This window comes from Rhodoplanes sp. Z2-YC6860 (assembly GCF_001579845.1).
Lineage (GTDB): Bacteria > Pseudomonadota > Alphaproteobacteria > Rhizobiales > Xanthobacteraceae > Z2-YC6860.
The window spans coordinates 5680836-5705801 of the sequence record NZ_CP007440.1; the positions used below are offsets into that span (position 1 = coordinate 5680836).

Genomic DNA, 24966 nt, shown 5'->3' on the forward strand with positions numbered 1-24966 from the left:
AGAACCGCCGCGACATGAGGGAGGCGGCCATGGTCGGCAGGCGAGCGCTGCTGACAGGAGGCATCGCGCTTTGCGTCGCGTTCAGCGCGGGTTTTGCCGTGCCCGCCCTCGCCCAGTCCTATCCCGACAAACCGGTCAAGATGATCGTGCCGTTCCCGGCCGGCGGGCCGATCGACACCATGGCCCGCCTCACGGCAGCGGACCTCGGCACACGGCTCAGCCAGCAGGTCATCGTCGAGAACCGTCCCGGCGCAGGCTCGACCATCGGCTTCAAGGCGGCGGCCTCGGCCGAGCCCGACGGCTATACGCTGCTGTTCGGCTCATCCGGCTCGCTCGCCATAGTGGACGCGCTCTATCCGAGCCTCGATGTCAATCCGCTGAAGCACTTCACCACGGTCGCGACCACCTCGCTCCTGCCCCACATCATGGTGGTCGGGCCGAGCGTGCCGGCCAAGACCGTTGGCGAGCTCATCGCCTATGCCAGGGCCAACCCGGGCAAGCTCAACTACGGCGCGGGTCTCGGCACGCCGCCGCATCTTCTTTCGACGCTGTTCAAGACCCAGGCCGGCCTCGATGTCACCTACGTGCCCTACAAGGGGTCGGCGCCGTCGGTGACCGACCTGCTCGCAGGCCAGACCCATTTCACCATCGACGGCATGCTGATCCTCATTCCGCAGGTCAAGCAGGGCAAGCTTCGCCCCCTCGCCGTCGCGCGGCCGGAGCGCTGGCCGGATCTGCCGGACGTTCCGACCTTCGTCGAGTCAGGGTTTCCCGACCTGATCGTTGACGCCTGGACCGGCGTCGTCGCGCCGAAGGGCACGCCGGCGCCGATCATCGACAAGCTCAACGCCGCGATCAACGAAGGCCTGCGCACACCGGAGACCAAGACCGCGCTCAGCCATTTCAGCGCGCTGCCGAAGGCCAGCTCGCCCGCCGAATTCGACGCATTTCTCCGCGATCAGCTCACGAAATGGGCCGCAATGGTAAAGCTCGCCGGCGCCAAAGGCGAATAGACAACCGCAAACCACAAACAAACGAAAAGGGGATGGCATGACGACGCGCAGGGATTTCTTCGGCAAGGCGGCTGGCGCATTGGCTGGTGTGGCGTTCTGCGGCTGCAACATGTTCGACGCGCCGCATGTGCACGCGCAGACTGCGCCGCGCCGCCGCGAGGTCGTGGTCAACGGCCGCCGCATCAAGACCGTCGACATCCACTCGCACTGCGCGTTCCCCGAAGCGCTGGCGATGATGAACCTGAAGCTCAACCCGGCCAACCTTCAATATGGCCCGGACCGCTTCGAAGCCATGGATAAGCAGGGCATCGACATCGAGGCGCTGAGCATCAATCCGTTCTGGTACAAGGCCGACCGCGATGTGGCCGAGAAGCTGGTCAAACTGCAGAACGAGAAGCTCGCCGAGCTCGTCGCCGCGCATCCGGACCGCTTCGTCGCCTTCACCACCGTGGCGATGCAATTTCCGGATCTGGCCGTGCAGCAGCTCGAATACGGCATCAAGAAGCTCGGCCTGCGCGGCATGTCGGTCGGCGCCGGCGTCGAAGGCATGGAGCTGGCCGATCCAAAGTTTCATCCGATCTGGGCCAAGTGCGAAGAGCTCGGCTGTCTCGTCTTCATGCATCCGGGCGGCACGCCGGAGCTCGGCAAGCGGCTCGGCGGCAACGGCGGTCTCGGCAACACCATCGGCAATCCGCTCGAGACCACCATCGCGCTGTCGCATCTGATTTTCGAGGGCACGCTCGACCGCTTCCCGGGGCTGAAGATCTGCGCCTCGCACGGCGGCGGCTATCTGCCGTTCTACGCGCCGCGCTCGGACGCGATCTGCGTCACCTTCCCGGACCGCTGCGCGGCCGTGCCGCTGAAGAAGAAGCCCACCGAATATCTGAAGAGCTTCTACTACGACACCATCGTCATCACCCCGGAAGCGCTGCGGACGCTCGCCGGCGAGGTGGGCGCCGACCGCATCATGATGGGCACCGACTATCCGTTCCCCTGGAACACGACGCCGGTCGATCACATCCTCAAGACGTCCGGGCTGAGCGACGCCGACAAGGCCAACATGCTGGGCGACACCGCGGCGCGGCTTCTGGGTATAAAGTAAGGCGGTAGCGCGTGGCTCAACAAGCGGAAAGACGATCGATGATGTGTCCTGCTCGGAATCTCATGCGCATCGTGCTGACATGTGCGGCGCTGCTCGCCCTCGCCGCGCCTGCCTCCGCGCAGGACGCCTACCCCAACAAGCCCATCACCATGATCGTGCCGTTCGCGGCGGGCGGCGCGTCCGACGTGATCGCTCGGCTGATCGCGGAGCAGATGGGCCAGCACATCGGCCAGCGCTTCGTGATCGAGAACGTCGCGGGCGCCGGCGGCTCGACCGCGATGACGAGGGCGTCGCGAGCGGCACCCGACGGCTACACCGTGATCATCGGCAACAGCGGCACCGCGACCGCGGTCTATGCGCTCTACCCCGACCTCAAGTTCACGCCCGACGACTTCGCCGCGATCGGCATTGTCGCCAAGACCTCGCCGGTGATCGCGCTGAAGAAAGACCATCAGGCCAAGACGCTGAAAGAGTTCATCGACTATGCGAAGAAGAATCCCGGCAAGGCGACGCTCGGCCACGCCGGCGTGGGCTCGTCGAATTACCTGATCTGCAAGGCCTTCGTGCAGGCCGCGAAGATCGACGTGACGCTGGTGAGCTATCGCGGCGGCGGGCCGGCGCTGAACGATCTGCTGGCGGGGCAGATCGACGGCGTCTGCGATAACGCGGCCTCGATCGCGCCATCGATCCAGGGCGGCCTCACCAATGGCGTTGCGATCGGCATGCCGCGGCGGCTGGCGAGCCTGCCCAATGTGCCGACCAGCATCGAAGCCGGCCTGCCGGAATTCCAACTGCAGGGCTGGAACGGCTTGTTTGCGCCGAAGGGGACCCCGCAGCCGATGATCGACAAGCTCAATGCCGCGCTGCGGAAAGGTGTCGCGAGCGATGGCTATCAGAAGCGCCTTGATGAGCTTGGCGCGCTGCCGCCCTCCGACGAGGAAATGTCGGCGGCCTATCTCAAGCAATTCGTGCCGGCCGAGATCGACAAGTTCAAAAGCCTGCTCGCAGAGAAAAAATAAGGTGGCGCTTCATTGCCCAGGAAACGCCGCTGTGGGCGGCGATGGTGAATCAGGGGCGACCGCACCATAAGACGGGGAGGAAGCGGATGCGGCCTGGGAGCGTATCGCGGACACGCGGCAGCATTGGACCATCGTCCTTGGCTGGGACAGTTTGCCGATTTTGGCGGCGCGCTTCAGGACCCAATTCTCAAAAACCGAGGGAACTGTCCGGAAGTCCGATTGGCAGGCAGTCTTGGCCTTTTGGCTGTGCACGGATGGGTATTTTTGGGCTTCCGTTTCGGATCGTTAATTGCTTAAGATCATTGGCGGCACTTTTTCGTGGGGCTGGGGAGTCCGGGGTCATGCGCAAAAGCGCGACTTTGATCGTCGCCGCGTTGTTGGCAATGTCGGCAAGCGCCGCATCCGCAACGATGCGGATCAGCGACGACATCGGCGGACGGATCGGCACCTATGTCGATCAGTATTCGGCAGTCAAAAATTCCGGCGAACGGGTCGTGATCGACGGGGCCTGCCTGTCGGCTTGCACCCTGGTGCTCGGCATCGTGCCGCGCAGCAAGATCTGCGTGACCCGGCGCGCCACGCTCGGCTTCCACGCGGCCTGGATGCCCGGACCGAACGGCAAGCCGGTGCCGAGCAACGTCGGCACGCAGGCGCTCTGGGACATGTATCCGGCGCATGTGCGGCACTGGATCACCTCGCGCGGCGGGTTGTCGGCGAAGATGATGTTCCTGCGCGGCCGCGAGCTGATGTCGATGTATCCGGAATGCCGCAACGACAGTTGGATGCAGTAAGTATCATCGCCGCGCAGCGTAGAGCGCGCTCAGCGTGCCGATCAAAGCCATCGCGGCTGTCATCAGATAGGCGTGGCCGCCCGCCCAGGCATAGACAAAACCGGACGCCAGCGTCGCCGACGCGTTGACGAGGCTCGCCAGCGTCGCGACGTAGCCCTGGGCGCGGGCGGCAAGCTCGCGCGGCACCGAACGGGCCATGAAGCCCATCAGCCCGAGATGCGTCGCCGCAAACGAGCAGGCATGGAGCAGCTGCAGCGGCGCGAGCACCGCAACCGGCGGACTGAATGCCATGGCGCCCCAGCGCAGGATCGCGCCCGCCCCGCCGATCGCGAGCAGCGTGGTCGGGCGAAGCGTCGCGGGCAGCCGCCCGGACCAGGCGAACAACACGATCTCGGCCACGACACCGACGCTCCACAGCGCACCGATCAAGGTTCCATCGAAGCCCGCCGCGCGCCACTGCACCGTGGAGAAGCCATAATAGAGCGCGTGACTGCTCTGGATCATGGCGGACGCCAGCGCCACCGCGAGGAATGCCGGATTGCGCAGCAGCAGCTTCGGCGACAACGCCGTGGACGCAGCTTCGGCCGGCGCAGCCTGGCCTTTGCCGTGGATCGGATCGAGCGCCATCGAAGCCAGAGCCGACACCGTCAGCGCCGCAACGATCAGCCAGATCAGCGTGCCCGGTGCGAATCGTTCGAGCATCAGGCCCGCCACGATGTTGCCGCCGATAAAGGCCGCCGAACCCCAAAGCCGAACCGGGCCGTAGGTGCGGCCGCGCAACGCGAGCCCGCTCAGCGCATAGGCATCGGTCAACGCCAAAATCGGTGAATAGGCCGCGGCCGCAATGACGAACACCACGAAGATCGCAACCGCGCTCTGCGCCAAGCCCACCGCGGTCATGGCGCAGGCCGCAAGCACCGACGCCGCGATGATGGTGCCGCGCAAGGCGCGGCGGTGATCGGCCCAATGTGTTATCAGCGGTGTGGCGATGATTCGCACCACCATTGGAACAGCAATCACGAAACCGATGGTCTGCGCATCGAGCCCCCGCGCACCGAGCCAGAGCGGGAAAAACGGCAGTTGGATTCCGCCAAACACGAAATATGCGGCGTAAAACAACGCGAGTTTCTTGGAAAAGTGATCGGTGGAGAACTGGGGTGCTCCGGCCATCGATCGGTTTGCCTCGCTTGATCGATCGTGCAGATTGGGAGCGCTCTCGCGAAGCGGTTCAACCATGGCGACAGAGCCCCGATCAAGCGAGCCCATGTCGAACGAACCCATGCCCAGCGAGCCCATAGCAAGCCGCGGCATGACAGGCGAGCCTGACGAAGCAGGATCGCGGATCCCGGCCACGTCAAATGTCGACGTTGATGCCGCCCTGGCGGTGGCTGCGGTCGCGCGCATGCAGGCAGCCGACCAGGAGACGCGCCTGACCCTTGCGCGGCTTCGCAACGGGCTCAGCGCCATGGCCGAAGCGGTTGATCGCGCCAAAGCCCAGAATGCAGCCGCGGCTGCGGCAGGCCACCAGGACCTCGCCAAGGTTGTGGATATCGCGGCGATGCTCGACGAGTTCGAGCATCTGGTCGACGGCCTGGTCGAGGTCGCAGCCGGCCGGACCGATCACGTCCCGCATCGGGCCATGGAGTCCGAGCAGGCGGCTGCGGCGCCGGACGTCGAGGCGGCGACTCCCTCGCCTGCGGACCTGGATCAGGTGCCGACCGTGTCCGGCGTGGTGTCACGGCTCGATCCGGAACAGCCTTTGGAGCTGGCGGAGGCCGAACCCCGCGAGCCGGCCTTCACGCACGCGTCGGCGCCGTCGGTCGAGATGCTGAAGAGCCTGGTCGAGGCGCTCAACGCTTCGATTCCGGACGAGACGCCTGAGGCGGAGGCGCTGGCCGAAACGCCGGGCTACCAGGCGACAGCGAAAGTCATGGCGCAAGACGTCATCCAGGCCTTTGCCTGGGAGTTGACGCGAAGCGACGAGAAAGAGCCGCCCGAGGCCGTGGCCGTCGAGACGCCTCTGGCGGAAACAAGTGAGGCACCAGAGGTCGCGACAGCCGAGTTGCCGGAACAGATCGCAGAATTTGCCGAGATCGTGCCGGTTGAACAGATCGAGCCGGAAGCGGTAGCGGCCCCAACGCTCGAAGCGGTCCAAGACGAGGCCCACTTAACTGACGCCCAGGTGGCTGAGGCTCACGTGGCTGACGCCCACGTGCCTGAGGCCGAACTGACCGAGGAGGTCACCGAAGCGCTGCAGGCGTTTGAGGCACCGCCGGAGACGGTGATCGCTCAAGAACCTGAGCAGCTCCCTGCCGAAGCGACCGAGCCCGCATTTGTCCACCACGCGGAGCCGGAAGTTGCACAGGCGGCAGCGCCTGAGAACACGGCAGAACTCGAGCCGCTGGTGTTCGACGTCGTGGTCGAATTCGATCCGGTCGAGCCGGAGCCCGCGTCTGTGGCAGAAACCATCGTAGCTCCGACCGAGCCTGCCGAAACGGATGCGCCGATCCCTGTCGCGGAGTCGACCGACGCCTTGGTGAACGCGGCCGCCGAAAGCGGCACCGACGTTTACGCTCTCTCGGCCTACGACCTGATGGCGGTTGAGGCGCAAGCTTCGGAGGCGGAGGAAGCAACCGCAGAGACAACGGCTCCCGAGACAGTCGCTTACGATATTCCGGCCGTGGACGCTGCCGCGGGCCTAGAGCCCGAGGCGGTCATCGAAACTGTCGAACCCGCGCCCGACAGCGTTGAAGCTCCTGCCGATATCGCGCAAGCCGAAACCGGACAGCCGGTCGCCGAGGTCGCGGTCGCGCCTGAAGCAGCCGAGCCGATCCACACCGAAGCAACACCGGAAGCCGCGGCTGACACCGTTACAGTCGAGCCGCCGCCGGAGGCTCACGCCGAAGCCGTGCCGGTTGAAGACGTCTTTCTTGTCGAAACGACATCTGCTGATGTGACCGTTGCCGAAGCCGCAGCGCTCGAAAATTCGCCCATCGAGTACACCCTAGCCGATCTGCCGGCGATGCCCCACGAGCACGCGCTCGAAGAACCCGTCGCCGAGCAACCGGTCGCCGAAGCCGAACATTCTGTTGCCGACGCGGCGGTCGAAACCATAGCGCAGCCGGCGCCGGTTGCCGAGGCGGCGCCAGCCGCACCCATCGTGGTCGCAGCGGCGCCGGCCGCCGCGGCTCCGCCGACAGCTGACGTCGTGGTCTACGAGGTCGAGCTCATGGCGCGCCTTGAGCAGGTGGAAGCGCTGCCGCTCCTGCCGCCTGAGCTTGGCACTGCGGTGATCTTCGGGCGGCACGATACCCAGTCGGTGCCGGCCATCGATCTCAACATTGCGCCAGAGGCTGAGCCCGCGGCGACCGCCGATGCCGTCGCCGAGCCCGCCGTGATGCACGATCCGATTGCGGACATGACAGCGGAGCCGGTCGCCGACATCGTTGCAGAGCCGGCGCCCGAAGTCGTGGCGGCAGCAGCGCCCGAAGTGCCTGCCGAAACCGCGCCCGCCGCCGAGATTGCGGCTTCGCCTGAAGCCATTGCCGAGCCTTTGCCCGAGGCAATAGCGGCACCCGAAATGCCGCTCGCGGCAACGAATGAGCCCGCCGCCTCGGAATCCGTCACCGCCGAAGCCACACCGCAACCGGCCGCCAGCAAGCTCGCAGATCTCGAAATCGAGGCCGATTCGGACGATTTCCTGTTCGAACCTGCCGTCAACACAAACACCAACGGTGCCGAAGCTGCGCCGAACAAGCTTGCAGCGGTCACATCTCCACCTGCTGAAAAAGCCGCGACGCCAGCTCAGCGCGCGGCGCCCGCCGATCCGCTCATCCCGATCATGGCAATGAGTCCGGAAGAGCGCCTCGCGCTGTTCAGCTAGCGCTTCCCCAGCGTCTTCCACACGCCGTTCGCGGTCGCCACCACGCGCGGACCGACCACGAGCTCGCCGCTCATGAACACCAGCGAGCGCGTCCGCCGCACCACCTTGCACTTGCATTCGACGAATTCGCCGATCTGCACCGCGTCGATGAAATGCATGTCGAGCTGCACCGTCGCCTGCGGCTGTTTCTCGTTGGCGTACCAGCACGTCATGCCCATGGAGCGGTCGGCGAAGGTCATCAGCATGCCGCCCTGCACGACACCGCGGCGGTTGTGATGCTTGGACTCGGCCATGAAGGCGTAAAGATGCGTGTCGCCCTCTTGCCGCGTCCAGAACGGCCCGACGAGCCCGATGAAGCCCTCGTCGCCATAGGCCAGCCAGCCGGCGGCCGCAGGATCGAAGGGCGCAATCTCACGGTCCGACATCGGCAGAGCTCACATCAAAAAAGCCGCGGACTGCGGCGCTGTCAGATTGGGCTCTTAGCATCGCGCGGCGCGGCCTTCCAGCAGCAGGCACGCCTACATCGTGCCGCCAGGCCTGATTTCGCAGAGCAGCCGATAGACGCCCATCTCGGCTCTCGGAAACTCCTGAGCCAGCGCCGCCGCGACGGCCTGGGCGTCCTGCACGCGCAGCGTCTCGACCAAAAGGCACGCCTCGATCCTGCGGTCGCCGCCGCGCAGGCGCTCCTCCTCCGACACCGGAAACTCACGCGGATCGGCGGCGCGCCAGATTTCGCCGCAGGCCACGGCGCGATCGCGCATCAGTGTCTCGATCACGACCTTCAACATCGACTCATCGGGCCGGTCGCCGAAGCGAAGCGCCACAACGCCGGTGCCGCGCATGGCGCCGAGCCGGAAGGTGCGATGGCACACGGTCCGGATCATGTCCTTGAAGATTTCCGACATGACCGTACGGGTCATCGGCGTTGGTTGATCGAGCCGATCGAGATAGTCGGGCGATTTCAACACCTGTGCCGATTGCGTGAGATAGAAATTGAAATAGCGCGGCTGCCCGGCGATCGCCTCGTGCCGCCGCCCGATCAGAAAACCCGGCACCGCGATCCGCTCGGCCAGATGTTCGTGCTGGAACCACTCCTCGAACTCGGCCTCGCGCCCGGGCGCGACATTGTTGAAGATCGCCAGAACACCAGGAGCGACGCCGGGCTGTGTTTCGGACATGTCGATTCGCTACGCCGCGATCAGCTTGTCGAACATCTCGGCATCGACATTGCCGCCCGACAGCACGCCGACCACCACCTTGCCTTTCACGTCCAGCTTGCCTGCGAGCAGCGCCGCGAGACCGATAACCCCGCCGGGTTCAACCACGAGCTTCAGTTCGCGGAACGCAAAGGCGACCGCCCGGCCGACCTCGGCATCGCTTGCCACCACGCCCTGCCCGACCAGCCTCTTGTTGATCTCGAAGGTGACGACGCCCGGCCGGTCGGTCATCAGCGCGTCGCAGATCGTGCCGCTCATCCGTTCGTTGCGCTCGCGCTGGCCGCTCTTGAACGAGCGAATGGTGTCGTCAAAGCCCTCCGGCTCGACCGCATGGATCGAGATGTCCGGCACGCGGGCCTTCAGCGCCAGCGAAATGCCCGCCATCAGCCCGCCGCCCGAGGCGCCGATCACGGCCACATCGGGCTTCACGCCGAGCGCGCTCAAGTCCTCGCAGATCTCGCGGCCGGCGGTGCCCTGCCCCGCGATGATCAGCGGGTCGTCGAAGGGCGGCACCAGCACCGCGCCGCGCTCGTCGGCGAGCTTGCGGGCGATCGCGGCGCGATCCTCGCGGTCGCGATCGTAAAGCACCACCTCCGCGCCGAACGCCTTGGTGCGCTCGCGCTTGGCCTTCGGCGCGTCCGACGGCATCACGATCACGGCCGGCACGCCGCACAAGGTGGCCGCGTGGGCCACGCCCTGGGCGTGATTGCCGGACGAATAGGCCACCACGCCGCCCTTCTTCCTGTCGGGGGGGATCGAAGATATCTTGTTGTAGGCGCCGCGGAATTTGAACGATCCGGTGCGCTGGAGCGTTTCGGCCTTCAGGTACACGCGGGCGCCCAGGCGCTCGTCGAGCACCGGGAAGTTCAGGAGCGGCGTGCGGATGGCGACGCCCTTGATCCGGACCGCGGCGGCCTCGACGTCGGCGATGGTGGGAAGTGCGATAGGTTCAGGGCTGGGTGCGTTCATGACGGCAGATTATCATCGCAGGGACCCGCGTCGAAGCCGAAACCGGCGTAAAGACAGCCGAACTCTGCACAGCGAACTGAGGTCCGGTCCTGGTACCGGATCACCGAATCGGAAAAACTTGGTTGGCAAAATGCTCTGGGCGTCGCGGAAAGCCGCCCGGAGCAATACGGATGGAGAGGTCACATGCGCTGGTTGCTGAGCATGGCGTTGGCGCTCGCGGTGGCGACGCCGTCACTTGCGGCGGACCTCAATCTCACGCCGCGGAAAAGGATCGTCCACGTCCGCCATCATCATCACGTGCGCGTGGTGAGGGATTATGACGGCACGCCCATAACGATCCGCCGCCGCGCTGACGGGACCGCGGACGCCCGCGTCGCGTGGCGCGCCAGCCCAAGCCGCTATCTGAACGGCGAGCTCGTTGCGTCCTGGATCGGACGCTAAGCCAGATTCTCGATTTGGCGCATGTCCTTTACGGAAAACCGCTGCCCACCCCGGATCAAGTCCGGGGCAGGCTTTTTCCGAGACATGCGCTAGCGGCATTCCTTGTAGCCGAACTGGTCGATCAACTCGCTGCCCGACATCGCGTGAAACGCATGGGTCTGCGTATAGCCGCCGGCCACGAGAAACTGCCGCAGCTTCGGCTTGTAAGCGTTCAGCATGTGGTGGGTTGACGTCACCGAAATCTTCCCGCTGCGGTCATTGCCGGCGTGAAACGCGAGCACCGCGGTGCGCTCGATGCAGACATTGCGGATGCCGAGAAACAGCGTGCAGGCCGACTGGCAGCGGCCTTCGATCTTGAACAACTCACCGCTCTTGTTGTGCGCGGCGACGATCGGGTCATAGCTCGCGAAGCGACCGCCGGCGCCGTAGCCCTGCGATGTGCCGGCCATGGCGGACGACGAAAACAAAACGACGAACAGCGCAATCAGAACCCGCATGGAAGACCCCGGACGACAATGAGCAGCGCCGGACTATACGCGCACGCTCGCGCCGCAGGCGGGTCATTGTTCACCGCCTCCACAGAGGCTACTGGCGTTTCTTGTTTGGCTTGTCCGCCGCCCAGTCTGTGACGGCGCTGGCGCGCTCCATCATGTCGCGCGCCATCTCGTGAAACAGCAGCCGAGCCCCTGCCGTCGTCGCCGTGCGGCTGAGCTCCTGATATTTGCCGGCGCGCCGCAGATACTCCTGGACGCGTTCGCCCGGCGGCAATCGGTCAAAGCTGTACAGATGAGTCTGCCCCATACGGGCCATCTGAGCACAGACCCGCGGCGAGCGGTTTACGATCCTTATCCGTACGAATACGGACCCATATGACCCGAATCGGCAGGATTCCTGGGTTTTTCGGGCCTTCTGGCCGAATTGCGCCATGATTCCGCCGCGCCCCGGCCGGGGTGTTTCAACGGACGAAAGCGCGGCTATGATCCGCGCCGCCAAAACAAGGAGACTACGGAATGGATCTCGGAATCGCCGGCCGCAAGGCCATCGTCTGCGCCTCGAGCCGCGGGCTGGGGCGCGCCTGCGCCATGCGGCTCGCGGAGGCCGGCTGCGAGGTTGTGATCAACGGACTGGACCCCGCACGGCTTGAGGCCACGGCAGCCGAAATCCGCGCCAAGACCGGCTCCAAGGTGACTGCGGTCGCGGCGAACGTCGCAACGCCCGAAGGCCAGGCCGCCCTCTTTGCCGCCTGCCCGGACCCGGACATTCTCGTCGCCAACAATGGCGGACCGCCGTTCCGCGATTTCCGCGAGCTCGACCGCCAGAAGATGATCGACGGCGTGGTCGGCAACATGGTGGTGCCGATCGAGCTCATTCAGAAGGCGATCGACCCGATGATCAAGAAGAAGTTCGGGCGCATCGTCAACATCACCTCGGGTTCGGTGAAGATGCCGATTGCCGGCCTCGACCTGTCGTCGGGGGCGCGCGCGGGCCTCACGGCCTTCCTCGCCGGCGTCGCCCGCTCGGTGGCGCAACACAATGTCACCATCAACTTCCTGTTGCCGGGACCGTTCGACACCGACCGCCTGCGCTCCAACAACGAGCAGACCGCCAAGAAGCAAGGCATCAGCGTCGAGCAGGCCGCAGCCGCCCGGGCGCAAACCGTACCGGCCAAGCGGATCGGCAATCCGGACGAGTTCGGCGCGGCCTGCGCCTTCCTGTGCTCGTCCCATGCCGGTTTCATCACCGGGCAAAACCTGTTGATGGACGGCGGAATCTTCCCAGGGGCGTTCTAGCTTGGCCACAGGGCCCTCCACACGCGGAAGAGAAACCGGGGTCCCGGGTCTGCGACGCATCACTTCGTGCTGCGTCGCGCCCGGGACACGTGCCGCCAGACTTGCTCCAAACCCAACAGCCAAGCATGATGCCGCATCACATCATCGTCCCAGCCAAACCACACACATCGAATAAGGGGGAACGCCCATGAAGCTCGTTCGCTATGGCGCCGCAGGCAAGGAAAAGCCCGGCATTCTCGACAAGAACGGCAAGATTCGCGACCTGTCGAAGATCGTCAAAGACATCGACGGAGAGGCGCTCTCGCCTGCCGGCCTCGCCAAGATCAAGAAAGCCAATATCGACAAGCTGCCGCTGGTGAAGGGCAATCCCCGCCTCGGCTCCTGCGTCGCCAAGCCCTCCAACTTCATCGCCATCGGCCTGAATTACGCCGACCACGCGGCCGAGGCCGGCATGAAGATTCCGCCGGAGCCGATCATCTTCAACAAGGCGCCGAGCTGCGTCTGCGGCCCGAACGACAACACCATCATCCCGAAGGATTCGACCAAGCTCGACTGGGAGATCGAACTCGGCATCATCATCGGCAGCCGCGGCCGCTATCTCTCCAAGGAGCGCGCGATGAGTGTGGTCGCGGGCTACTGCCTGTCGAACGACGTCTCCGAGCGCGTGTTCCAGATCGAGCGCGCCGGCCAGTGGACCAAGGGCAAGGGCTGCGAGAGCTTCGGCCCGCTCGGCCCCTGGATGGTGACCAAGGACGAGATCAAGGATCCGCAGAACCTCGAAATGGAGCTCACCGTCAACGGCGAGGTCCGGCAGAAGGGCAACACCAAGACGATGATCTTCGGCGTCGCCCATCTGGTGTGGGCCTGCTCGCAGTATTTCATCCTGGAGCCCGGCGACGTCATCATCACCGGCACGCCGCCCGGCGTCGGCCTCGGCATGAAACCCGAGCCGAAGTTCCTCAAGGCGGGCGACGTCGTGCACCTGAGGATGGACAAGGTCGGCGAGCAGACCCAGAAGGTCGTCAAGGGCAAGTACTGAGCACAGCACCATAAGACAAAGGCGAAGCCCCGGGCTGACAGCCCGGGGCTTCGTGTTTCAGGCTCTTCGTTTCGCGGTCCGATCGCTTAGTAGCGGCGGAAGATCGGGCCGGAGAATCTGTGATTGATGCCGGCGCGGACGATGTTCTCCGTGAAGCTGACATTGCCGGCGACAGGGCCTGGCGCACAGGAGGCGCCGCAGTTGAATCGGCCGAGATCGGCGTAAAGGTATTCGATCTTGGCCGACCAGTTGCCGAGGAAGGCGTATTCAATTCCAGCGCCGACCGTCCAGCCGACCATCGTGTCGCTTGCGCCCGGCACCGCCGGATTGGAGAGTGACGCCTTGACGTGACCGAAGGCGGCGCCGCCGGTGATGTAGGGCAGCCAGCGGTCAAGGGCCAAGCCGACGCGACCGCGGGCGGTGGCAAACCAGGTGTTCTTGGTCTCGCAGGAGAAGGCACCGCAAGCGGCGCTCGCGCTTACATCCGCCCAATCGAAGTCACCCTCGAGACCCCAGACGAAAGCGCCGGTCTGATAGTTGTAGCCAAGCGTGCCGCCGGCCATCCAGCCTTTCGGCTCCGACGAAACGATCGGCAAGTCCCAATTCGAAGTGCCCCAGCCGTAGCCGCCGTTGATGCCAGCATAGATGCCGGTCCAATTGTAGTAGGACACCACCGTGCGCGGCGCCTTGTCGACCGGACGCAGAAGGTCCGCTGCCTGCGCTGAGAATGAGAATGTGGTTGCCAGCAAGCCCAGTGCGGCAAGGCCCGCCCTGAATTTCATTGTCGCCTCCCATCCGTACAACGTGGATTGCTGATCGCAGCCGGCAATCACCCAACGTGCCGTGCGCGAGCTCACGCTTCGACCGGGTCACATTCGACTTGGGAACAACTGGAGTAGCGCCACGCAGGCGACAGTGCGGTCGCCTGAACGTTGGACTGCCGGGGAAAGGTCCGCAGCGCCAAACGAATCAGCGGGACTCGCTATCTGCAGATTAAGGAACCGCCGAATGCAATCAAGCGCCACACGTTGTGCCCAGCTTTTTAGGAAACCAACGCCGCCAAGCGTGGCGCAACCGCAACAGATTCAAACGGCAAAGCAAAAGCCCCGGGCCGGAGCCCGGGGCTTGGGAGTGCTTGGACGTTCTGTCCGCGAACAGCTTTCGGGAGAGCTATAGGGCTCTCAGTAGCGCGAGAAGATCGGGCCGCTGAACTTGTAGTTCAGGCCGGCGCGGATGATGTTCTGCGTGAAGCTGACGTTGTCGTTGAGGGCGAACCCGCAAGACGTGCCGCCGCAATTGTTGAACGTCCCGAGATCGGCATAGAGATATTCGACCTTGGCAGTCCAGTTGCCGAGGAAAGCGTATTCAATGCCAGCGCCGACAGTCCAGCCCGTCAGGGTGTCAGACCCGCCCACCGCCAGCGGGTTGTCGCTCGCCGCCCTCACGCGACCGAAGGCCGCGCCGCCGGTCACATACGGCAGCCAGCGATCGAACGCATAGCCGAGACGGCCACGGGCGGTTGCGAACCAGCTTTCCTTGGTCTGGCAGATGAAAGCGCCGCAGGCGGCGGTGGTGCTCACGTCGGCCCAGTCAAAGTCGCCTTCGAGACCATAGACGATCGCGCCGCTCTGCCAGTTGTATCCGACCGTGCCGCCAGCCATCCAGCCCTTGGGCGACGCCGAAACGAGCGGCAAATCCCAATTCGTGTCGCCCCAGCTATAGCCGCCGTTCACGCCGGCGTAGAAGCCGGTCCAGTTGTAGTAGGACACCACCGAGCGCGGCGGCGCCTTGTAGTAGCTCCTGAGCGGCATGTCCGCCGCCTTGGCGGCGAACGGAGTGACGAGCAGCGCCAGCGTCGCGATGCCCATCTTGGTGAACCTTGAAATCATAAAAGCCCTCTCCCCTAGGGGTTGGATTGCGGTCGCATCGAGTTGAGTGATCGCGCAACGTGCGCCCGCGCGCCTGCAACGATCCCACGCCGTCACACTTGAACTGAGAGCCGGACATCACATGACAGGCTTCGGTACGAAGGCGCGGATGGCCAACGCCGGCTTTTGGCCGAAGCGCTTCGGTTAACGAATTTGACCAGCTATGGTTAACGGCTGGTAAACTCCGCGGCATTTCGGTGATTTGGCCAAGAAAAAGCCTCGGGTCTTACCGCCCGAGGCTCTCTAACCCTTTGGCCGGGCAGGCTTTCCCGCCGACCCTAAATGTCACGCGCCTCGAGCACCGACTTGAGCGAAATCTTCGACCAGGCGCCGGCACGCTCACGGAACGCCGTATACGAATCATAAACCTTGCGAGTCGCGGCGTTGCGGCCGCCGAGTTCGCTCAAGACCTCAGTGCTGGTGCTACGGGCCGCCGCGATCACCTCCTGCGGAAACGCGCGAAGCTGCACGCTGTGCTGGCCCGTCAGCGCCGACAGCGCTTCGGTGTTGAGGCGCTCCATCTCGGACAACGCAAAGTTTGCTTCGGTGGCGCAGGCATGCGCGACGATGGCCTTGAGCTCGGCATCGAGCGCGTTCCAGGCGTTGAGCGAGACGATGCACTCGCCGGTGCCGTTCGGTTTGTTGAAGCCCGGATAGTAGTAGAACGGCGCCACGCGATAGAGCCCGAGCGCGATATCGGTGCCGGGACCGACGAATTCCACCGCATCGATCACGCCCGATTGCAGGCTCGTGAGAATCTCGGCGGGCGGCGTGGTTTGCGGCGTGGCGCCGAGGCGGCGATAGACTTCGCCGCCGAGGCCGAGCGAGCGGACCTTCATGCCGCCCAAGTCGGCGCGGCCCTTCACCTCATGGCGAAACCAGCCACCCATGCAAACGCCGGTGTTGCCGCCCATGAAGGGCTTCACACCGAACGGCGCGTAAAGCTCATCCCACAGCGCCTGACCGCCGCCGGCATCGACCCAGGCGACGTGCTCGCCCGGCGTGAGTCCGAACGGCACGGTGGTGTAGAACGCGGCGGCCGGCATCTTGCCCTGCCAGTAGAACGAAGCGGTGTGGCCGATCTCGGCAACGCCGCCGCCGACCGCGTCGAGCACCTCGAAGGCCGGCACGATCTCGCCCGCGGCATGCACCGAAATGTCGAGCTTGCCGCCGGAGAGGGTGCGGATGCGCTCGGCGACACGTTCCGCCGACATGCCGGGACCGGGCAAACGCTTCGGCCACGACGTCACCATGCGCCAGCGCTTGGCCTGTGCGAGCGCCAGCGAGGGTGCGGCGAGTGCGCCCGCGGCGGCACCTCCGGCAACCCGGGCGAGCTTTCGTCGCGTGATGTTCGGCATGGGTGGCTCCCTGTTCGTGGTTCGCGAGAGACGCTCACCACCAGCGATAGAAATGATGCACCGGGCCGTGGCCCGCGCCGATCGCAAGGCGATCGGACGCAGCGATCGCGCTCGCGACATAAATTTTCGCAGCGCGTGCCGCGTCGGCGAGCGTCATGCCTTTGGCGAGGCCCGCCGCAATCGCCGACGACAGCGTGCAGCCGGTGCCGTGGGTGTTCGCGGTGTTGAAACGCGGGCTCGTCAGCCGGGTGACGCCGTTTGGCTCGATCAGAAGATCGACGCTTTCTGCGCCCTCGGCGTGGCCGCCTTTGATCAGCACGGCCTTGGCGCCCAGCGCCAACAGGCGCTCACCCTGCGCGCGCATCGCGGGCTCGTCTGCCGCAATGCCGGTGTCGAGCAGCGCCGCGGCTTCCGGAAGGTTCGGCGTGACCACCAGAGCTGCGGGAATCAGGCGCTTACGCAGCACGTCGATAGCGTCGGGCTTGAGCAATCGGTCGCCGGACGTCGCGACCATCACCGGATCGAGCACCATGCTGCTTTGCTTGTAGCGCGCGAGTCCGTCCGCCACTGCGCCGATCACGGCGGCATTCGACAGCATGCCGAGCTTCACGGCGCCAACCTTGAGATCGGAAAACACCGCATCGATCTGTGCGGTGACGAAATCGGGCGGCACGTCGTGAATGCCGGTGACGCCCTTGGTGTTCTGCGCGGTGAGCGCCGCGATCACCGACGCGCCATAAACGCCGAGCGCCGAGAAGGTTTTCAGATCGGCCTGGATGCCCGCGCCGCCGCCGGAGTCCGATCCCGCGATGGTGACGGCGATGGCGGTCATTTCTTCGAACGCTTCGACAGCGCTGCGTCAACCGCGCGCAGCAATTCCGCCGCCGCGGCCTTCGGGTCTTTGGCCATCGACAGCGCCGAGATCACCGAGACGCCATCGGCACCGGCTTCGATCACCGGTGCGGCGTTCGCCGCATTGATGCCGGCGATGCCGCAGGTGAGGAATCCGGGCTTGCGCCGATGCAGCGCCTCGATCACGCGCGCCATGCCGGCGATGCCGATCGGCCCATTCTTGGTCTGCTTCGACGTGGTGCCGTAGACGCCGCCGATGCCCGCGTAGTCGACCAGCGACAGATCGGTGACGTCGGCCCGCTGCGGGCTGTTGATGGTGAGGCCGATGATCGCGTCGGGCCCGAGCAGCCGACGCGCGTCGACCGGCGCCATGTCGTCCCAGCCGATGTGCACGCCCTCGCAGCCGATCGCGAGCGCCACGTCGATACGATCGTTGATCAGGAGCGGCACCTTGCCGAGCGCGGCCTTGCAGGCGCGGGCGCGATCGACCATCACGCGGGTGTCGGACAGCTTGTCGCGGAGCTGCACCAGGGTCGCGCCGCCGGCCGCGAGCATCCGGCACAGGTCGGGAAGCTCGTGACCGCCGGCCACCTCCGGATCGACGATGGCATAACAACGCAGATCGACACGCATCAGCTCACTCTCGCTTTGGCGATCACGGTGCCGCGATCCAACGCATACACCGCGTCGAGAATCTCCATGGCGAAGCTGCCCGGCCCGCGCGAGCGCGCGGCCGCGACTTCACCCGCAACCCCGACCGCGATCAGCGCCGCAGCCATCGCCTTCCAGGCGTCGGGCTCAACCGCAAGCGCGGCGCCGACCAGGGCCGTGGCGACGCAGCCCATCGCCGTGACGCGCGCCATCAGCGGATCGCCATTGGCGATGGTCGCAAGCCGCTCGCCGTCGCGGATGAAATCCTTCGCGCCGGTCAGTCCGACCACGGTGCGCCTGGCTTTGGCAAAGCGCGCCAGCGCCGCGTCGTCGATGTCTTCCGCCTTGCCACCGGCAAGCGCGGCAAACTCCGCGGCGTTGAGCCGCACGGCGCGCGGTTTCTTCGCCAGCAACGCCTTGGCGAAAGCCGCACGCGGCTTCGAGCGATCGACGAACACCGGATCGAGCACCCAGGGGATGCCCTGCCGGTTCGCAACCGCAATGGCCGCGAGCGATGCCTTCTGCCGCTCCGGATCGAAGGTGCCGAGATTGACCAGCACCGCATCGGCGCGCGCCACGAAGGCCCGCACCTCCTTCTGCGCGATGGTCATGGACGGCACCGCGCCCGCCGCAAGCAGCATGTTGGCGGTGAAGTTCTGCGCCACCGCATTGGTGATGCAATGGACACGCGGCCGCCTGGCGCGGATGCGCTCGATGATGTCGGCCGTGATTGCAGGAAGCTCGCTGTGCGGCGCCCGCATCTCTCCCTCCGCCGGCATGACCCGGATCAGGTTCTATGGGTTGGCTTCCGCCTCTCAGCCCAACGAAGACGTGTCGGGCACCCCATGAGATTGCAGAAATGAACTCGTCACTGAAACGTAGCGTGCAGCCAGAAACCGTTCAAGGCCCGACACTTGCGGATATCGGCCTACCTCGGCTCGTCCTTCGGAATATCGCCGGCCTGCGCCAGCACCTTCGTGATCTTGTCGATCTCCCGGTCGATGAGGGCTCCAAACTCGGCCGGCGTCATCGGCTGCGGCTCCATGCCGATGTCGTGGATCCGCTGCACCACTTCGGGGTCCTTGAGCGCCGTCACGATCGCCGCATTGAGCTTGGCGAGTGTGTCTGGGGGAATTCCTGCGGGTCCTACCAGACCGAACCAGCCGCCGACCTCGTAGCCCTTGAGGCCCTGTTCGTCGAAGGTCGGTATCTTGGGAAAGAACCGCGCACGGTGTTTCGACGAGATCGCGATGCCCTTGATCCGGCCGTCGAGAATCGCGGCCTGCGACGGCGGCGGATCGACGATGCCGAGCCCGATGTGGCCGCCGATGAGATCATTGGCGACCAGCACGGTGCCGCGATACGGCACGAAGCCCACCTTCACATCGGCCATGGTGGTGAACAGCAACGCCGCGTAGAACATCGACGTGCCGTTGCCGCCGTGGCCGATGGTGAGCTTGCCGGGTGAAGCTTTCGCCTGTGCGATCACCTCTTGCAGAGAGTTCGCCGGGTAGTTGGCCGAAGCCGCAAGGATGAACGGTGTCTCGCAAAGTCCGCTGATCGGCGTGAGGTCTTTGCGCACATCGAACGGCATTTTCACCTGCATCGCAGGATTGACGCTCAGCGCACCGGCCGGACCGATGCCGAAGGTGTAGCCGTCCGGCGCCGACTTCGCGATCACGTCGAGGCCGATGACCGCCCCCGCGCCGGCGCGGTTCTCGATCACCACGGTCTGGCCGAGAAGCTTCTCGAGCTGCGGCTGCATCGCGCGCGCGGCGGCGTCGGTCGCGCCGCCCGCCGGAAACGGGACGATGAAACGGAACGGTTTGCTTGGAAATGTGTCGGCTTGTGCGTGCGGAGCGACACCCGCGAACACGAGCGCCGCGAAGCCCAACCCCAGAAATTCTCTCCTCATGCCCATTCCTCCGAGACCCGTTCAGTTCGGCTTGTTGTCGCCGAGGTTTTGCAGACGTTCGGCCTTGACGATTTCGCGGTCAAGAAACGCCGAGAATTCCGCAGGTGTGGTCGGCGTCGGTTCCATGCCGACCAGGCGGATGCGCCGCGTCACCTCGGGGTCCTTCAACGCCTGAAGCACCGCCGCGTTGAGCTTCTCGACGATCGGCCGCGGTGTGGCGGCAGGCGCCGCAATCCCGAACCAGCCGGTGATCTCGAAGTCCTTCAGGCCAAGCTCGTCGAAGGTCGGCACATCGGGAAACACCGAGAAGCGCTGCTTCGACGTCACGGCGACGGCTCTAAGCTTGCCTTCGTTGATCGATCCCATGGATGGCGGCGGATCGGCGATGGCGAGTTGCACATGGCCGGCGATCGCATCGGTCACGGCCGGTGCGGTGCCGCGATAGGGCACGAGGTTGATCTTCACGTCCGCCATGGTGACGAAGGTCAGCGCCGCGAGTTGCATCGCGGTGCCGTTGCCGCCATGGCCGATCGACATGCGGCCGGGCTCGGCTTTGGCCATCTTGATGATGTCGGGAAGCGACTTTGCGGCAAGGCTCGGCGCCGCCACCAGGATGAAGGGCGACTCCGCGGCGCGGCTGATCAGCGCCAGATCCTTCTTCGGATCGTAGGGCCGCGTCACCCGCTCGCCGATGTTGACGCCGAGCGCGCCCGCCCCTGCAATCCCGATGGTGTAGCCGTCGGGCTGCGCCTTCGCGATCGCATCGACACCGAGCATGCCGCCGGCGCCGGCCCGGTTCTCCACCACCACCGTCTGGCCGAGGCGCTTTTCCAACGCCGGCGCCATCGCGCGCGCCACGGCGTCGGTCGAGCCGCCGGCCGGAAATGGCACAAAGAATCGAATCGGACGGTCCGGGTAGCTCTCCGCAACCGAGGGCGCCGCCGCGAGCAGCCCTGCCGCGAAAAGTCCTGCGGCGTAGAGCGCGGCCGCAACGGCAAGACGCCGCCCAGGATGCCACCATCGTCTCGGCATGCGATTCCTCCAGGATTTTTATGGGATCATAGGGGAGCCGTCCGGGACCGAATAGCCCACGCCCCATCGGACGGAAGCCTTGCCAGACGCTAGGGTTTTTGCTGGATTGGCCCCGGAGGTCCCATGGTCCCGTTCTTCGTCCAGATCAAATGCCAGCTCGGCAAATCCTACGAGGTGGCGAACCGGCTTGCCGACGCCGAGGTGGCGTCCGAAATCTATTCGACCGCGGGCGAGTTCGACCTTCTGGTCAAGGTCTATGTCGACACCGGCGTCGACATCGGACATTTCGTCAACGAGAAAATCCAGATCATCCCGGGCATCCAGGACACCCGAACGATCATCACGTTCAAGGCGTTTTGATCGGCAAAACTTCCGGCTTCGGGCATTCTGCCTGATGCATGGGAGTGCCTGTCATGGACCGTCCACCGCTGCCGCCATTCGATGCCACGACCGCCGCGCAGAAGGCGCGCATGGCCGAGGACGCCTGGAACACCCGCGATCCAGCGCGTGTCGCGCAGGCCTATACGGTCGACAGCCGCTGGCGCAACCGCTGCGAATTCATCCAGGGCCGCGAGGCGATCCAGGCCTTCCTCACCCGCAAATGGGCAAAAGAGCTCGACTACCGCCTGATCAAGGAGGTCTGGGCGTTTCGCGACAACCGCATCGCGGTGCGGTTTGCCTATGAATGGCACGACGACAGCAGCAACTGGTTTCGGAGCTTCGGCAACGAGAACTGGGAGTTCGACGAGCACGGGCTGATGCGGCTGCGCATCGCCAGCATCAACGACCTGCCGATCAAGGAGAGCGATCGCAAGTATCACTGGCCGCTCGGCTGCAGGCCCGACGACCATCCGGGGCTCAGCGCGCTGGGTTTATGACCTCACGCGCCGCCGGCGCAACTGCCGCTCGCGCCAGATCACGAACAGGCCCGAAGCCGCAACGATGATCGCCCCGATATAGACCGTGATGGTCGGCAGTTCGCCGAACAACACGTAGCCCAGCACGTAAGCCCAGATCATCGTGGTGTAGTCGAGCGGCGCGACCAGCGAGGCCGGGGCGTAGTGGTAGCTCGAAGTCAGAAAGATATGCGCGAGCCCGCCGATCACGCCGGAGGCGATCAAAATTAGAAGCTGAAATGGCGTCGGCCACAGCCATCCGAATGGCAGGGTCGCAAGACCCGCGAGCGCGCAGTACGTCGAGAAGTAGAACACGATCGCAGACGTGGTCTCGGTGTCGACCAGCCGCCGTGTCTGGACCACCGCTCCGGCGTTGGTGAAGGCGGCAATCATCCCGCAGGCTGCGCCGACGGTGGCCGCGGTCGAGGCCGAGCCGCCGGCGCCGTATTGCGAGAAGTTGAGGTACGGCCACAACATCACAACGATGCCGGCGAAGCCCACGGTGACGGCCGTCCAGCGATAGATGCGCACCGTCTCGCCGAGCACGAGCCAGGCCAGCACCACGGTGATCAGCGGGGCGGCAAACGAGATGGCAGTGGCATCGACCAGCGGCAATCGCGCCAGCGCCGCGAAGTTCAGAAACATGCCGGCAATGCTGATCATGCCGCGAAACAGATGCCCGAACGGACGCTGGGTGTAGAACGCCTGCGCCAGTTGCTTCTGGTAGGCGCACATCAGCAGCACAGGCAGGATCGCGAAGAACGCCCGGCAGAACACCACCTGGCCAAGCGGCACACCGCTGTCGCCGAGAAAGCGGACGCAGGCCGAAAGCATCGCAAACAGAAGCGCCGATGTGCCCTTGAGCAGGAAGGCCTTGAGGATGTTCATCCTGCTCGCAGACTCATTTGGACTCCGGACTCACTTCGACTCTGGCCGCTTGGGTCCCTCGACCGGCGGCAGCGAGAGAATATAGGTCGCAACCGCCTCGCGGTCGGCCGCGCCGAGCTGCTTCAAGTTGCCGATCACCTTGCCCATCTCGCCGCCCAGGCTGTCGCCGTCCGGCGTCTCGCCGGTCTCGAACAGCTTGATAAGGTCTTCCTTCGAATAGGTCAGGCTTTTCTGGGTGATATTGGGCACGAAGCCATTCGGATCGCCGCCCGGATCGGGTCCGCCGGCGAAGCGCTGACTCGTGATGATGCCGCCCAGGATGTTGCGTGGCGAATGGCACTCGGCGCAATGGCCCGGGCCGTTGACGAGATACGCGCCGCGGTTCCACACGGCGTCTTTCGCCGGATCGGGCTCGAACGTCTTGCCGTCGAGGAACAGGAATTTCCAGACGCCAAGCGAACGGCGGATGTTGAACGGAAACGGCACGTCGTGCGGCTTGGACTTGTCCTGTGCCGCCGGCAGCGTCTTCAGAAAGGCGAAGATGTCGCGCACGTCGTCGAGCCGCATGTGCTGGTAGGACGTGTAGGGAAACGCCGGGAACAGGTGCGAACCCTCCGGCGAGGTGCCCTTCACCATGGCGGTGACGAAATCCGCCTCGCTCCATTTGCCAATGCCTTCGTTCGGGTCCGACGAGATGTTCGGTGCATAGAACGTGCCGAACGGCGACTTCAGCGCCACACCGCCGCCGAGCCGCGTCTTGTCGTCCTGTTCGGGCGTCGCATGACAGGACGAGCAGCCGCCCATCGTGAACATGGTCTTGCCGTTGTCGAGATTGGCCGTCCGCTGCGGCAGTGCGCTCGCCGGCACGGTCGCCGGAATGGTCAGGCCCCAGAACACGCCAAAGCCGATGATCGCGGCGACCACCGCCAGGATGAAAAGCTTTCGCAGCATTGGGCTCCCCATGTCGATGTTAGGCAATCAAACGCTATCCGAAAAGCTGCAGGGCGGCGCGCGAAACCGCACCGCCCTGCAATGGCCTTCTTAGCGGCTACACCTCGCCGGTCAACGATCTATGACAGCTTCTGCCGATAGGCGTTGTGACAGCCGCCGCAGTGTTTGCCGATCTCGCGGAGCTGCGCCTTGAAGCTGTCGAGGTCCGTCACTTTGCCCTCCGCGGCCTGTGCATCGGCGCCGAACGCAGCCAGCTTTGCTTCGAAATCCGTCTTGTTCTCCCAGATCGCCGGGAGCGAGGCAGACTCACCGGTCTTGGAGCTGTCGGGCCAAAGATCCTTGCCCTTGGTCGCCACGCCACCGAAGGTCGTGAACACTTTGCGCGCCACATCCAGATCGAACGGCCGTGATCCGTCGATCATCTCGCGCGCGATGCGGACCTGATTGTTGTTCTCCTTCATGAGCGCCTTGCGGGCCGCGATCGGATCGCCCTCCGCGATCACGGTGGCGACGCCGAGCGTGGCGAAAGCCGTGGCAAGAACGAGACGCTTCATCGGTAAGACCCCCTCTTTGGCATGGAATTCAGCCAATGAGCGCGATCCCACCGGCCCAAAGAAGGACCTCGCAGGCCAAAGCACCAAATGTCCGGCTGACTCCCGACGAGTCCTATTATTCCGGGTGCGCGAATCTTATTCCCGAGGCGCGACAAAAAAGCTGCAGGGCGGCGCGTCGAAAACGCACCGCCCTGCGATCGTTCGTCGGCGAACGCGCCCGCCAATTACGACTGTTTCTTGCGATAGGTATTGTGGCAACCGCCGCAGTTCTTGCCGACATCGCCGAGTTGGGCCTTGAAGCTGTCGAGGTCGGTCACCTTGCCCTCCGCCGCCTTGGCGTCGGCGCTGAACTTCACGAGCTTGGCGTCGAAATCGGCCTTGTTCTCCCACACGGCCGGGAGCGACGCCGTCTCGCCGCCGGTCTTGGAACTGTCAGGCCACAGGTTCTTGCCCTTGTCCGCAGTCTCAGCGAAGGTCGCGAGCACCTTCTTTGCGGCAACGAGATTGAACGGCTGCTTGCCTTCGATCATCTCACGCGCCGTGCGCGACTGGTTGCCGTTCTCCTTCATCAGCGCCTTGCGGGCGGCGATCGGATCGCTCTGAGCAACCACGGCGGTGATGCCTAGCGTGGCGAAGGCTGCGGCAAGAACAAGACGCTTCATCGTTGAGACCCCTCT

Annotated in this window: 28 protein-coding genes and 1 riboswitch; of the genes, 10 read left to right on the forward strand and 18 right to left on the reverse strand. The window is 65.0% G+C overall.

Annotated features, from left to right (window positions below; translation table 11 throughout):
- Positions 1 to 29 precede the first annotated feature (29 nt).
- From RHPLAN_RS26815 to RHPLAN_RS26830, 4 genes are all read left to right on the forward strand, one after another.
- Positions 30 to 1013, forward strand: coding sequence for a Bug family tripartite tricarboxylate transporter substrate binding protein (locus RHPLAN_RS26815; protein ID WP_198164506.1), 984 nt, complete (start codon positions 30 to 32; stop codon positions 1011 to 1013).
- 37 nt (positions 1014 to 1050) lie between these two features.
- A complete protein-coding gene (locus RHPLAN_RS26820) occupies positions 1051 to 2115 on the forward strand; it encodes an amidohydrolase family protein (protein ID WP_068024581.1) in 1065 nt (354 codons plus the stop codon).
- Between the two features lie 38 nt (positions 2116 to 2153).
- Complete coding sequence (locus tag RHPLAN_RS26825) at positions 2154 to 3134, forward strand: tripartite tricarboxylate transporter substrate-binding protein (protein ID WP_157100506.1); 981 nt, start codon at positions 2154 to 2156, stop codon at positions 3132 to 3134.
- 341 nt (positions 3135 to 3475) lie between these two features.
- Entirely contained in the window at positions 3476 to 3925 is a 450-nt protein-coding gene (locus RHPLAN_RS26830) for a hypothetical protein (RefSeq protein WP_068024584.1), read from the forward strand.
- 3 nt (positions 3926 to 3928) lie between these two features.
- Here the strand turns inward: RHPLAN_RS26830 and RHPLAN_RS26835 are convergent, their stop codons facing one another.
- Entirely contained in the window at positions 3929 to 5236 is a 1308-nt protein-coding gene (locus tag RHPLAN_RS26835; RefSeq protein ID WP_198164507.1) for an MFS transporter, read from the reverse strand.
- Here RHPLAN_RS26835 and RHPLAN_RS26845 point away from each other — a divergent pair.
- Complete coding sequence (locus RHPLAN_RS26845; protein WP_198164508.1) at positions 5235 to 7808, forward strand: hypothetical protein; 2574 nt, start codon at positions 5235 to 5237, stop codon at positions 7806 to 7808. The two genes, RHPLAN_RS26835 and RHPLAN_RS26845, sit on opposite strands and share 2 nt — an antisense overlap.
- Here RHPLAN_RS26845 and RHPLAN_RS26850 read toward each other — a convergent pair.
- The 3 genes from RHPLAN_RS26850 to RHPLAN_RS26860 form a co-directional block, all read right to left on the reverse strand.
- A complete protein-coding gene (locus RHPLAN_RS26850; RefSeq protein ID WP_084245605.1) occupies positions 7805 to 8233 on the reverse strand; it encodes a PaaI family thioesterase in 429 nt (142 codons plus the stop codon). The genes RHPLAN_RS26845 and RHPLAN_RS26850 overlap by 4 nt on opposite strands.
- 93 nt (positions 8234 to 8326) lie before the next feature.
- Positions 8327 to 8986, reverse strand: coding sequence for a DUF4286 family protein (locus RHPLAN_RS26855; RefSeq protein WP_068024592.1), 660 nt, complete (start codon positions 8984 to 8986; stop codon positions 8327 to 8329).
- Positions 8987 to 8995: 9 nt separating this feature from the next.
- Positions 8996 to 9994, reverse strand: a complete 999-nt coding sequence (locus RHPLAN_RS26860; protein ID WP_068024595.1) for a threonine ammonia-lyase — start codon at positions 9992 to 9994, stop codon at positions 8996 to 8998.
- Between the two features lie 183 nt (positions 9995 to 10177).
- Here RHPLAN_RS26860 and RHPLAN_RS26865 point away from each other — a divergent pair, with 183 nt between their 5' ends.
- Positions 10178 to 10435 (forward strand): hypothetical protein, encoded by a 258-nt coding sequence (locus RHPLAN_RS26865; protein WP_068024598.1) that lies wholly within the window; start codon positions 10178 to 10180, stop codon positions 10433 to 10435.
- Positions 10436 to 10524: 89 nt separating this feature from the next.
- Here the strand turns inward: RHPLAN_RS26865 and RHPLAN_RS26870 are convergent, their stop codons facing one another.
- Both RHPLAN_RS26870 and RHPLAN_RS26875 read right to left on the reverse strand, forming a co-directional pair.
- Positions 10525 to 10932 carry a hypothetical protein gene (locus RHPLAN_RS26870; protein WP_068024601.1) on the reverse strand — a complete coding sequence of 136 codons (408 nt, stop codon included), beginning with the start codon at positions 10930 to 10932 and terminating at the stop codon, positions 10525 to 10527.
- A gap of 88 nt (positions 10933 to 11020) precedes the next feature.
- Positions 11021 to 11236 carry a hypothetical protein gene (locus RHPLAN_RS26875; protein ID WP_157100508.1) on the reverse strand — a complete coding sequence of 72 codons (216 nt, stop codon included), beginning with the start codon at positions 11234 to 11236 and terminating at the stop codon, positions 11021 to 11023.
- A 209-nt stretch (positions 11237 to 11445) separates the two neighbouring features.
- Here RHPLAN_RS26875 and RHPLAN_RS26880 point away from each other — a divergent pair, with 209 nt between their 5' ends.
- Together RHPLAN_RS26880 and RHPLAN_RS26885 are read left to right on the forward strand one after the other, a co-directional pair.
- Positions 11446 to 12225 (forward strand): SDR family oxidoreductase, encoded by a 780-nt coding sequence (locus RHPLAN_RS26880; RefSeq protein ID WP_068024607.1) that lies wholly within the window; start codon positions 11446 to 11448, stop codon positions 12223 to 12225.
- A 187-nt stretch (positions 12226 to 12412) separates the two neighbouring features.
- Positions 12413 to 13264: a fumarylacetoacetate hydrolase family protein gene (locus tag RHPLAN_RS26885; protein ID WP_068024610.1), complete on the forward strand. Its 852-nt coding sequence runs from the start codon at positions 12413 to 12415 to the stop codon at positions 13262 to 13264.
- 86 nt (positions 13265 to 13350) lie between these two features.
- Here RHPLAN_RS26885 and RHPLAN_RS26890 read toward each other — a convergent pair whose 3' ends face one another.
- The 8 genes from RHPLAN_RS26890 to RHPLAN_RS26925 all read right to left on the reverse strand — a co-directional run bounded on the left by RHPLAN_RS26890 (position 13351) and on the right by RHPLAN_RS26925 (position 21000).
- Complete coding sequence (locus tag RHPLAN_RS26890; protein ID WP_068024612.1) at positions 13351 to 14046, reverse strand: outer membrane protein; 696 nt, start codon at positions 14044 to 14046, stop codon at positions 13351 to 13353.
- A gap of 399 nt (positions 14047 to 14445) precedes the next feature.
- Entirely contained in the window at positions 14446 to 15153 is a 708-nt protein-coding gene (locus RHPLAN_RS26895) for an outer membrane protein (protein WP_068024615.1), read from the reverse strand.
- Positions 15154 to 15470: 317 nt separating this feature from the next.
- A complete protein-coding gene (locus tag RHPLAN_RS26900) occupies positions 15471 to 16550 on the reverse strand; it encodes a TRAP transporter substrate-binding protein (protein ID WP_068024618.1) in 1080 nt (359 codons plus the stop codon).
- A gap of 34 nt (positions 16551 to 16584) precedes the next feature.
- Positions 16585 to 17382, reverse strand: a complete 798-nt coding sequence (thiD, locus tag RHPLAN_RS26905) for a bifunctional hydroxymethylpyrimidine kinase/phosphomethylpyrimidine kinase (protein ID WP_068024623.1) — start codon at positions 17380 to 17382, stop codon at positions 16585 to 16587.
- Positions 17379 to 18035: a thiamine phosphate synthase gene (gene thiE, locus RHPLAN_RS26910; RefSeq protein ID WP_068024626.1), complete on the reverse strand. Its 657-nt coding sequence runs from the start codon at positions 18033 to 18035 to the stop codon at positions 17379 to 17381. The genes thiD and thiE overlap by 4 nt, the downstream gene beginning before the upstream one ends.
- Positions 18035 to 18814: a hydroxyethylthiazole kinase gene (gene thiM, locus RHPLAN_RS26915; protein ID WP_068024629.1), complete on the reverse strand. Its 780-nt coding sequence runs from the start codon at positions 18812 to 18814 to the stop codon at positions 18035 to 18037. The genes thiE and thiM overlap by 1 nt, the downstream gene beginning before the upstream one ends.
- Positions 18802 to 18909, reverse strand: a riboswitch (TPP riboswitch). (Overlaps the previous gene by 13 nt.)
- A 72-nt stretch (positions 18910 to 18981) precedes the next feature.
- Positions 18982 to 19968, reverse strand: a complete 987-nt coding sequence (locus RHPLAN_RS26920) for a Bug family tripartite tricarboxylate transporter substrate binding protein (RefSeq protein WP_198164509.1) — start codon at positions 19966 to 19968, stop codon at positions 18982 to 18984.
- A 21-nt stretch (positions 19969 to 19989) separates the two neighbouring features.
- The gene (locus tag RHPLAN_RS26925; protein ID WP_068024635.1) at positions 19990 to 21000 is read right to left on the reverse strand and encodes a Bug family tripartite tricarboxylate transporter substrate binding protein; all 1011 of its coding nucleotides are present in this window, start codon (positions 20998 to 21000) and stop codon (positions 19990 to 19992) included.
- Positions 21001 to 21123: 123 nt separating this feature from the next.
- Here RHPLAN_RS26925 and RHPLAN_RS26930 point away from each other — a divergent pair, with 123 nt between their 5' ends.
- Positions 21124 to 21360, forward strand: a complete 237-nt coding sequence (locus tag RHPLAN_RS26930; protein ID WP_068024638.1) for an Lrp/AsnC ligand binding domain-containing protein — start codon at positions 21124 to 21126, stop codon at positions 21358 to 21360.
- Between the two features lie 53 nt (positions 21361 to 21413).
- Positions 21414 to 21878, forward strand: a complete 465-nt coding sequence (locus tag RHPLAN_RS26935) for a nuclear transport factor 2 family protein (RefSeq protein ID WP_068024641.1) — start codon at positions 21414 to 21416, stop codon at positions 21876 to 21878.
- Here the strand turns inward: RHPLAN_RS26935 and RHPLAN_RS26940 are convergent.
- From RHPLAN_RS26940 to RHPLAN_RS26955, 4 genes are all read right to left on the reverse strand, one after another.
- Complete coding sequence (locus RHPLAN_RS26940; RefSeq protein ID WP_068024643.1) at positions 21873 to 22784, reverse strand: DMT family transporter; 912 nt, start codon at positions 22782 to 22784, stop codon at positions 21873 to 21875. The genes RHPLAN_RS26935 and RHPLAN_RS26940 overlap by 6 nt on opposite strands.
- Before the next feature lie 30 nt (positions 22785 to 22814).
- Positions 22815 to 23735, reverse strand: coding sequence for a c-type cytochrome (locus tag RHPLAN_RS26945; RefSeq protein WP_068024646.1), 921 nt, complete (start codon positions 23733 to 23735; stop codon positions 22815 to 22817).
- Positions 23736 to 23854: 119 nt separating this feature from the next.
- Positions 23855 to 24289: a c-type cytochrome gene (locus RHPLAN_RS26950; RefSeq protein WP_068024650.1), complete on the reverse strand. Its 435-nt coding sequence runs from the start codon at positions 24287 to 24289 to the stop codon at positions 23855 to 23857.
- Positions 24290 to 24513: 224 nt separating this feature from the next.
- A complete protein-coding gene (locus RHPLAN_RS26955) occupies positions 24514 to 24951 on the reverse strand; it encodes a c-type cytochrome (RefSeq protein ID WP_068024653.1) in 438 nt (145 codons plus the stop codon).
- Positions 24952 to 24966 lie beyond the last annotated feature (15 nt).

Bases quoted from the DNA above. Each gene is read 5' to 3' on its own strand.
- RHPLAN_RS26930 (WP_068024638.1), top strand. From the start codon at position 21,124: ATGGTCCCGTTCTTCGTCCAGATCAAATGCCAGCTCGGCAAATCCTAC.
- RHPLAN_RS26940 (WP_068024643.1), bottom strand. From the start codon at position 22,784: ATGAACATCCTCAAGGCCTTCCTGCTCAAGGGCACATCGGCGCTTCTG.
- RHPLAN_RS26850 (WP_084245605.1), bottom strand. From the start codon at position 8,233: ATGTCGGACCGTGAGATTGCGCCCTTCGATCCTGCGGCCGCCGGCTGG.
- RHPLAN_RS26860 (WP_068024595.1), bottom strand. From the start codon at position 9,994: ATGAACGCACCCAGCCCTGAACCTATCGCACTTCCCACCATCGCCGAC.
- RHPLAN_RS26945 (WP_068024646.1), bottom strand. From the start codon at position 23,735: ATGCTGCGAAAGCTTTTCATCCTGGCGGTGGTCGCCGCGATCATCGGC.
- RHPLAN_RS26815 (WP_198164506.1), top strand. From the start codon at position 30: ATGGTCGGCAGGCGAGCGCTGCTGACAGGAGGCATCGCGCTTTGCGTC.
- RHPLAN_RS26890 (WP_068024612.1), bottom strand. From the start codon at position 14,046: ATGAAATTCAGGGCGGGCCTTGCCGCACTGGGCTTGCTGGCAACCACA.
- thiM (WP_068024629.1), bottom strand. From the start codon at position 18,814: ATGCGGGCGCCGCACAGCGAGCTTCCTGCAATCACGGCCGACATCATC.
- RHPLAN_RS26825 (WP_157100506.1), top strand. From the start codon at position 2,154: ATGATGTGTCCTGCTCGGAATCTCATGCGCATCGTGCTGACATGTGCG.
- RHPLAN_RS26870 (WP_068024601.1), bottom strand. From the start codon at position 10,932: ATGCGGGTTCTGATTGCGCTGTTCGTCGTTTTGTTTTCGTCGTCCGCC.
- RHPLAN_RS26950 (WP_068024650.1), bottom strand. From the start codon at position 24,289: ATGAAGCGTCTCGTTCTTGCCACGGCTTTCGCCACGCTCGGCGTCGCC.
- RHPLAN_RS26920 (WP_198164509.1), bottom strand. From the start codon at position 19,968: ATGAGGAGAGAATTTCTGGGGTTGGGCTTCGCGGCGCTCGTGTTCGCG.
- RHPLAN_RS26935 (WP_068024641.1), top strand. From the start codon at position 21,414: ATGGACCGTCCACCGCTGCCGCCATTCGATGCCACGACCGCCGCGCAG.
- RHPLAN_RS26830 (WP_068024584.1), top strand. From the start codon at position 3,476: ATGCGCAAAAGCGCGACTTTGATCGTCGCCGCGTTGTTGGCAATGTCG.
- RHPLAN_RS26875 (WP_157100508.1), bottom strand. From the start codon at position 11,236: ATGGGGCAGACTCATCTGTACAGCTTTGACCGATTGCCGCCGGGCGAA.
- RHPLAN_RS26900 (WP_068024618.1), bottom strand. From the start codon at position 16,550: ATGCCGAACATCACGCGACGAAAGCTCGCCCGGGTTGCCGGAGGTGCC.
- RHPLAN_RS26885 (WP_068024610.1), top strand. From the start codon at position 12,413: ATGAAGCTCGTTCGCTATGGCGCCGCAGGCAAGGAAAAGCCCGGCATT.
- thiD (WP_068024623.1), bottom strand. From the start codon at position 17,382: ATGACCGCCATCGCCGTCACCATCGCGGGATCGGACTCCGGCGGCGGC.
- RHPLAN_RS26865 (WP_068024598.1), top strand. From the start codon at position 10,178: ATGCGCTGGTTGCTGAGCATGGCGTTGGCGCTCGCGGTGGCGACGCCG.
- RHPLAN_RS26845 (WP_198164508.1), top strand. From the start codon at position 5,235: ATGACAGGCGAGCCTGACGAAGCAGGATCGCGGATCCCGGCCACGTCA.
- RHPLAN_RS26835 (WP_198164507.1), bottom strand. From the start codon at position 5,236: ATGCCGCGGCTTGCTATGGGCTCGCTGGGCATGGGTTCGTTCGACATG.
- RHPLAN_RS26820 (WP_068024581.1), top strand. From the start codon at position 1,051: ATGACGACGCGCAGGGATTTCTTCGGCAAGGCGGCTGGCGCATTGGCT.
- RHPLAN_RS26955 (WP_068024653.1), bottom strand. From the start codon at position 24,951: ATGAAGCGTCTTGTTCTTGCCGCAGCCTTCGCCACGCTAGGCATCACC.
- RHPLAN_RS26925 (WP_068024635.1), bottom strand. From the start codon at position 21,000: ATGCCGAGACGATGGTGGCATCCTGGGCGGCGTCTTGCCGTTGCGGCC.
- RHPLAN_RS26855 (WP_068024592.1), bottom strand. From the start codon at position 8,986: ATGTCCGAAACACAGCCCGGCGTCGCTCCTGGTGTTCTGGCGATCTTC.
- RHPLAN_RS26880 (WP_068024607.1), top strand. From the start codon at position 11,446: ATGGATCTCGGAATCGCCGGCCGCAAGGCCATCGTCTGCGCCTCGAGC.
- RHPLAN_RS26895 (WP_068024615.1), bottom strand. From the start codon at position 15,153: ATGATTTCAAGGTTCACCAAGATGGGCATCGCGACGCTGGCGCTGCTC.
- thiE (WP_068024626.1), bottom strand. From the start codon at position 18,035: ATGCGTGTCGATCTGCGTTGTTATGCCATCGTCGATCCGGAGGTGGCC.